The 2,380-nt window shown below is 57.2% G+C and carries 3 protein-coding genes; all 3 read right to left on the bottom strand.

Annotation, left to right across the window (positions count from 1 at the left end; all coding sequences use genetic code 11):
- Nucleotides 1–260: 260 nt before the first annotated feature.
- The 3 genes from ACMV5I_RS29345 to ACMV5I_RS29335 are packed head-to-tail and all read right to left on the bottom strand — an operon-like array spanning nt 261 to nt 2,261.
- Complete coding sequence (locus ACMV5I_RS29345; RefSeq protein WP_414825955.1) at nt 261–884, bottom strand: DUF2913 family protein; 624 nt, start codon at nt 882–884, stop codon at nt 261–263.
- 28 nt (nt 885–912) lie between these two features.
- Nucleotides 913–1,836 carry an Rpn family recombination-promoting nuclease/putative transposase gene (locus ACMV5I_RS29340; protein WP_414825954.1) on the bottom strand — a complete coding sequence of 308 codons (924 nt, stop codon included), beginning with the start codon at nt 1,834–1,836 and terminating at the stop codon, nt 913–915.
- A complete protein-coding gene (locus ACMV5I_RS29335) occupies nt 1,833–2,261 on the bottom strand; it encodes a recombinase family protein (RefSeq protein ID WP_414825953.1) in 429 nt (142 codons plus the stop codon). Before ACMV5I_RS29335 ends, ACMV5I_RS29340 begins: the two co-directional genes overlap by 4 nt.
- Nucleotides 2,262–2,380: the final 119 nt, after the last annotated feature.

Genomic DNA, 2,380 nt, shown 5'->3' with positions numbered 1-2,380 from the left:
TGCAGGTTATCCAGCAGGGCGGATTTTGCCAAATCGTCATGCAGGGCGAGCTGGCAGAGGATGGCGGTGAGAGGGATGGGCAGATGCGCAATCCCGGTCTCCGCGCTGTCAGCGCGTGAAGGTGTGTTTTTGTGTCCGGTCATGGTATCACCTTTGTTACGTGACCCCAGCGCTTCGGCCGCGGTCCGTCCAGTTCCCTAGTGCTGTGCGCCGGCGACGACTGACTCGGCGCGCGATGTGTCCTTTTGGCCAGGTTGTGCTTATGTTGCGGATGCAGGCTCCAGCGCGATGGTGTGGCAGGTCTCCGTGCTGTCGAGCAGGCGTGTGCCCAGACCGAACTCCGCCATGACGTGCATAAACTGGTCGAGGTCCCCGACGACACGAAACGGGACGGCATGCAGATGGCGTCCGTCCTGGGCAAAGGCGGCGTTCAGCGCCACTTTTTCGACGTAGAATCCGTTGTGCTGTGACGGTACCGGCGTAACGCCGGATTTCCACTCCCGTGCATCCATCACATAATTGTCCCAGCCCTGGTCTTTCAGGGTTTCAGTGGCGTAGGTGAGCCGGAATAGGTCGGATTGTGCCGCCAGATTGCCGCTACAGGAGCGCCAGAGGTAGTCCAGATGCTGGCGTAACTTGCCGGCCGGACCGTGTTTGCGGCCTCGCTCGAGGAGCCACTGGATGTCAATGGCGACGCTCCTGGGGAAGCGTTTTTGCTTTTGGGCGGTGGCCAACCAGCGAATAAGGAACAAATTTCCGGCATACGGCGTGCCGGCGATGCCATCCTGACGCGCCAGTCCGAGCGCCGCCAAGGCGCAGAACGCGAGATGGCTGAGCGCTGACGTGGTGTTTTCCGGGGGAACGGATCTGGTTTTATCTGACAATGGCTACCCTGCCCGTCGAAGCGAAAGATTAGTGGCGGATCTTCGCCAGATCATCAGCGGTCAGACCGGTCATTCTCATGACCGAATCGCGATCGAGGCCATTGGCCAACATGGCACGGGCTACTTCGAGTTTGCCTTCATTGCGCCCTTTTTCCATACCGCGCTGTTCACCCAACTGGATACCCTTCTCGATACCTTTTTGTTCAAGCTGTTGTGCGATGGTCATCAGTTCATCCTCATGTTGCGGTACCCGCAGGGCCAGTTCACGAACAAATGCCTGCGCATCCGCCGATTCCCCGGCCTGGATAATATAGTGTATCAGCGAAATCACCTGGGGCGAAGAGAGATAGCCGGCCAGCAGGATAGCGGACAGTCTGTCTGTCAGTTCAGCCAGGTCGCGCTGGCGAATATGTTTCTGCAGCAGGGTCAGTGCGGCCATGCTGCGGTGGCCCATGATCTCCTCGTCGGGAATGATGGTCACATCAACCAGCGGAAAATCGCCGGTATACAGTTTCCTGGCCAACGTTGGGTCATCAAACTCCTGCAGCCAGTTGGTGGAATACGGATATGGACTGCGTTTGCCGGTATAGAACAGCACCGGAATGACCAGTGGCAGCTTTTTGTGACCGGCGTCGAGATGACGCTGCATGGCGGCGATGGCATATCGGATGAGGCGAAAGGCCATGTGCTTATCCGGGCTGGATTGGTGCTCAATAAGCACGTGCACGTAACCGTCAGCGCCGGCAGTGGTTTTCAGGCTGTAAAGCACGTCGCTGAAATACTGGCGCAGGTCATCTTCGACATAGGAGCCGGACTCCAGTTTCAGCGTGCTGAGGTCACAGATGGCCCGCAGTTCGGCCGGCAGATGGATGTCCATGAAGTCGCGGGCAATTTCAGGTTGCGTCAGAAATTGTCGGAAAGTTGCATCATGAGGCGTTGGATTTTTTTTCATGGGGCTATCGTAACATGTTCGGTTGCCGGCTCACTATGGCTGAGCGAAGGCTTCACCCGCTCTCCGGGCAGAATAGCGTCGGGATGTTGCTGCCGCCAGGTTTTTAATATTCGGTAGACGCTGGCTCTGCCAATACCCAGTCGGTCGGCAACCGCTTCGCGGGTGACTCCGGCCAGCGTCAATTCAATGACCTGCTGCGCTTTCGCCTGAGCGGTGGGTTTTCTTCCTTTATATGCACCTTTAGCTTTCGCCCGGGCAATGCCTTCCCGCTGGCGTTCCTGACGCAGGCGCGTCTCGAACTCGGCGAAGACGCCCAGCATATCCAGAAAAGCCTTGCCGGAAGCGGAGGACGTATCAATGGCCTGCTCTGTCGCCCTGAGCTTGATGTTTTGCCCTTCAAGCTCATGTACCAGGTTTCCCCCCATGTCAGGGTAGTTGTCGCCTGAACTGATTCAATCCATTGAACCTCAGGGGCGAGGAAACTAACCCGATGCAAACCTACTCTGCAGAACATAAAGAATCTCTGCTCAAACAGTTATTACCC

This window comes from Serratia sp. T13T92 (assembly GCF_047530105.1).
In the GTDB taxonomy this organism is placed as follows: Bacteria; Pseudomonadota; Gammaproteobacteria; order Enterobacterales; family Enterobacteriaceae; genus Chania; species Chania fonticola.
This window is presented reverse-complemented; position numbering and strand designations above follow the sequence as displayed.